4 protein-coding genes are annotated in these 4,712 nt (G+C 41.9%); 3 read left to right on the top strand and 1 reads right to left on the bottom strand.

The window, feature by feature from the left end:
* Positions 1-298: 298 nt before the first annotated feature.
* Complete coding sequence (ilvB, locus tag GVY04_23615; GenBank protein NBD19007.1) at positions 299-2,176, top strand: biosynthetic-type acetolactate synthase large subunit; 1,878 nt, start codon at positions 299-301, stop codon at positions 2,174-2,176.
* Positions 2,177-2,290: 114 nt separating this feature from the next.
* Here the strand turns inward: ilvB and GVY04_23620 are convergent, their stop codons facing one another.
* Positions 2,291-2,662 (bottom strand): hypothetical protein, encoded by a 372-nt coding sequence (locus GVY04_23620; protein NBD19008.1) that lies wholly within the window; start codon positions 2,660-2,662, stop codon positions 2,291-2,293.
* A gap of 264 nt (positions 2,663-2,926) precedes the next feature.
* On the opposite strand from GVY04_23620, the gene GVY04_23625 reads away from it, so the two are divergent.
* Together GVY04_23625 and GVY04_23630 are read left to right on the top strand one after the other, a co-directional pair.
* Positions 2,927-3,220, top strand: coding sequence for a hypothetical protein (locus GVY04_23625; protein NBD19009.1), 294 nt, complete (start codon positions 2,927-2,929; stop codon positions 3,218-3,220).
* Between the two features lie 179 nt (positions 3,221-3,399).
* Complete coding sequence (locus tag GVY04_23630) at positions 3,400-4,602, top strand: sensor histidine kinase (protein ID NBD19010.1); 1,203 nt, start codon at positions 3,400-3,402, stop codon at positions 4,600-4,602.
* Positions 4,603-4,712: the final 110 nt, after the last annotated feature.

The raw sequence follows: 4,712 nt of genomic DNA on the forward strand, positions 1-4,712 counted from the left end.
TGTCCTGGACTAACCCAGTTGGGCGAGATTCCGCCCTCTTACATCTAATCCAAACTAGAGAAACATCTGGAAGTGTTTACTCGCTAACCGCTCATGGCTCTATTCGCAGCTACGGGGAGGTTATCTCTCCCCAATCCCCCACCTCACGAAGTAGGTGGGGGTCATTGAAGATATCTTTACCTTTAAGCCCAAAAAAGACTTGAATCAACCGGTAATTTTATTTAAAAAAGTTGTAGCATAAATAACAACTAGCAGATTTTGACAGTAAAGTGAAGTAGTAAGTTAAAACGTTTAAGCTGTGGGTTATCCAAATCAGTCACAACAAGTTGTAACGCCTCCTGAAACCAAGACCGCTGAGGTTCCCCAGAAATGCACAGGTGCATTTGCCTTACTGGATAGTTTGAAACGACATGGGGTAACCCATATTTTTGGTTATCCAGGTGGTGCGATTTTACCGATTTATGATGAACTCCATCGCTCGGAAGCGCGAGGAGATGTTAAGCATATTTTAGTCCGTCATGAGCAAGCCGCTGCTCATGCTGCCGATGGCTATGCCCGAGCAACTGGGAAAGTCGGCGTCTGCTTTGCCACCTCTGGTCCGGGTGCAACCAATCTTGTCACGGGCTTAGCAACCGCTCACATGGATTCGATTCCTATGGTCGCCATTACGGGACAGGTGCCAAGAGCAGCCATTGGGACAGATGCCTTCCAAGAAACCGACATTTTTGGCATTACGCTGCCGATTGTGAAGCATTCCTATGTGGTTCGTAAGGCGAGTGATATGGCAAGAATTGTTGCTGAAGCGTTTCATATTGCCAGTAGCGGACGACCGGGTCCGGTATTAATTGATGTCCCCAAAGATGTCGGGTTTGAAGAGTGCGATTATGTACCGGTTCTGCCGAAGCAAGTTAGCTTGCCGGGTTTCCGCCCAACGGAGAAAGGGAATCCCCGGAAACTTTTACAAGCAATTCAATATATTGAAGCAGCAGAACGTCCTCTCCTCTACGTTGGCGGCGGTGCCATTAGTTCTGGTGCTCATGAAGAATTACAGCAGCTTGCAGAGCACTTTCAGATTCCAGTCACGACCACTTTAATGGGTCTGGGCTCATTTGATGAGAATCATCCCCTGGCAGTTTCCATGTTGGGGATGCACGGTACCGCTTATGCTAACTATGCGGTTAGTGAGTGTGATTTACTCATTGCAGTGGGGGCAAGATTTGACGATCGCGTTACCGGGAAACTCGATGAGTTTGCCTCCAAAGCTAAGGTCATTCACATTGATATTGACCCGGCGGAAGTGGGCAAAAACCGGGCGCCAGATGTTCCCGTTGTGGGCGATGTCCGCACTTGCTTACAACAAATGCTCGATCGCATCCGCGAGTTAGATATTCCTGCCAATCATGAACGTACCAAGGCGTGGCTGGCAAAAATTCAACGGTGGCGTGAAATCTATCCCCTTGTGGTACCGCGTTATGAAGCATTACTTTCCCCGCAGGAAGTGATTGTGGAAGTGGGACAACAAGCGCCTTATGCCTACTACACCACGGATGTGGGACAGCACCAAATGTGGGCCGCGCAGTTTATTAAATATGGTCCCCGCCGTTGGATTTCCAGTTCTGGTTTAGGCACGATGGGCTATGGTTTACCCGCAGCGATGGGGGTAAAAACGGCTGTTGGGGATGAACAAGTGATTTGCATTAGTGGGGATGCTAGTTTCCAGATGAATTTACAGGAACTGGGAACGCTGGCACAGTATGGGATTAATGTGAAAACCGTGCTGATTAATAACGGTTGGCAAGGAATGGTGCGCCAATGGCAACAGACCTTCTTCCAAGAGCGGTATTCTGCCTCTAATATGCAGGTGGGAATGCCTGATTTTGTGAAGCTCTGCGAAGCCTATGGCATCAAAGGCATGGTGGTGCGCGATCGCGCTGACTTATCGGCAGCCGTGACCGAAATGCTGAATTATGAGGGTCCCGTCTTACTCGATGCCCAAGTGAAAAAAGACGAAAACTGCTATCCCATGGTTGCCCCCGGTAAAAGTAATGCTGAAATGTTGGGGTTACCCGAACTTAAGCAACTCGATCAAGCTGTGGCAATCATGTATTGCAGTAACTGTCGGGCTAAAAACCCAGCAACTAATAAGTTCTGTCCTGAGTGTGGCACTAAGCTCTAAATTAGACGCTCGAAACTGGCTGAAAATCCCCCAAGCGATGACCTTGGGGGATTTTTATGCTCATTGAAGAAAATCGCTTCTTCAGTCAATAACTTTACTGTTAGTTACCTCAATCTATTCACCAGTGAAGATACTTTTTGCCTTATCAATGATATTTTCACTGTTTTCTTTGGCTTTTTGAGTAGCCTCTTCGGTCGCTTTTTTAGTTTTTTCAACCCCTTCCTTAACTTTATTTTCTACTGTTTCTTTTGTCTCTTTAGCTTTTTGAGTAGCCTCTTCAATGCCTTTTTCGACTGATTTTTGAGCTTCTTCAGCTTTCTCTTGAGCTGAGTTGGTTGTATCTTCTGTCATTTCTTCCATAGCGATTAAGGGATTTGGTGCAGCGATTGCGTTAGCAATCCCTGAAGGCGAAAAACCAATAAAAAATGCAATGACTCCCGAGAAAATTATGACCAACCCCACTTGTTTAATGGTTTTTAGAATCATCTTTGAATTCTCCTATAAATTAATTAAAATTGTTGCCATTCAATATTATTTATTTAAAATTCTCATAAAAGTCAAGTATCTTTCCATAAAAAAACTTATAGTAAAAATATTTTCTTTCTCTGTTTTTCTATGTTGATTAGAGTTCATAATCCCTTAAAGATATCCTGGAAATATTAAGGATATTAAAAATTAAAATTCTATTGACAGATCAGTAAAAATAGGCGTATAGTAATTAATTATTTTTTAGTATTAAGTAGAGTTCAGATGAACGAAGAAAAAGCATCCTATAAAGGAGAGATGGAAACCAAACTTCAGGATTTAGGAACAAAAATGGATGAGATTAGAGCAAAAGCAGATCACGCTTCGGTAGAGATGAAAGCAGAATTAGACAAACAACTTCAAGATCTCAAAGCAAAACGGGAGGAACTGCAACAAAAATTGACGGAGCTTGAAGCATCTGGCGATGAGGCTTGGGAAAGTATTAAAGCTGGTGTTGAAAGAGCATGGGAAGATCTATCTTCTTCATTTGAAGAAGCCTCCTCTAAATTTCATAGCTAGTCTTCTACTCTAATAATTTAGATGATAGGTAACTTTTCTCTGAGTAATTGTTACAGTCATCATGCAGAGAATTGATACTTGTCATCTTTTCTTGAATTGATCACTATACATTTAAGTGTAAGAGGTCTAAAAACATAAAATAAGTCTCTTATTTCCTTATTTCTAAATGCAAAAAAATTATGAAGGATTTAGGACAGGCACTAACAGAAAAAAAGGAAGCAATTATTCAAGATTGGATTCATGCAGTTCAATTAGATCCAGAAATTGAGAGTGCTGAGCGATTGACCTATGATGCCGTTCGGAACAGCCTGCCAAAAGTCCTTCAACAATTAGCATTTTTCCTCTCAAGAAACCAGAGTGGTGATTATAAAAGTCTCGAAGATCCAAGTGAAAATCACGGATATATTCGTGCTGAACAAGGATATAATGTAGCGGAATTAGTCAGAGAATATAGTCTCCTTCGCCAGATTTTAGTTGCAAAATTAGAGTCTGATTTATTAACTCATTCTCCAAATGAAATGCTAACAGCCCTACAAACTATTGATGAGTTATTAAGTTCGATTATTGCGACTAGCCTAGAAAGTTATCTTGAAGCTCGGTTGACTGAAATTAAGCAAATGCAAGGGCAACTCACCTTGACTAACCAAGAGTTAACCCGACTAGTGCAAACACAGAAAGAAAGTATATCCTTTATGGCTCATGAGTTAAAAACACCACTTAACTCAATCATTGGTTATTCAAGTTTACTCTTGCAAAAACAGAAAAAAAACATTCAAGACAAAGATACTGCAACTAATTTAGATGAGCTAGAACGAGTTTTACGCAATGGTCGCAGTCTTCTCAAGATCATCAACGATACTCTGGAAATTTCTCGTCATAGCCAAGGCTTAATTCAACTCAATCTAATTCCAACCAATGTCGGGAAGTTAATTCAGCAGATTGTAGAAGATGCTTTAGAAAGCTTAGCGCAACAAAAAGGACTAACTTTAAATGTTGATGTTAGTCAGGCTCCTCAATCAGTAACAACAGATTCACTACGCATTCAACAGATAGTAACTAATTTGGTCAGTAATGCAATTCACTATACAGACTCGGGTTCAATTACAATCACCTGCTATCAAGTTGATGCTGAGTCGTGGTCAATTGCAGTTGAAGATAGTGGAATTGGTATATCAGAAGAGGATCGATTTCGCATTTTCGATCCGTTTGTTCAATCTAGTTTCACCAGTCAGCGGGATCAATCATCACTTGTATCAACAGGATTAGGTTTAGCCATTGTGCAACGAATGGTTAGTCTGCTTCAAGGAACCATTGATGTTACTTCCGAGCCTGGGGAAGGTTCAACATTTACAGTGATCATGCCATTCACTCTATCAGAGTAATTTAGCTGTGAACTACCGAACGCTGAATCAGAGATTACAGCGTCGGCTTCCTACCCAGAAACAAGCGAAGTAGTCGATTTCTTACGTCCTCGATTACTTCGTCTTACAGT

Source organism: Cyanobacteria bacterium GSL.Bin1, assembly GCA_009909085.1.
Taxonomy (GTDB): Bacteria; Cyanobacteriota; Cyanobacteriia; order Cyanobacteriales; family Rubidibacteraceae; genus Halothece.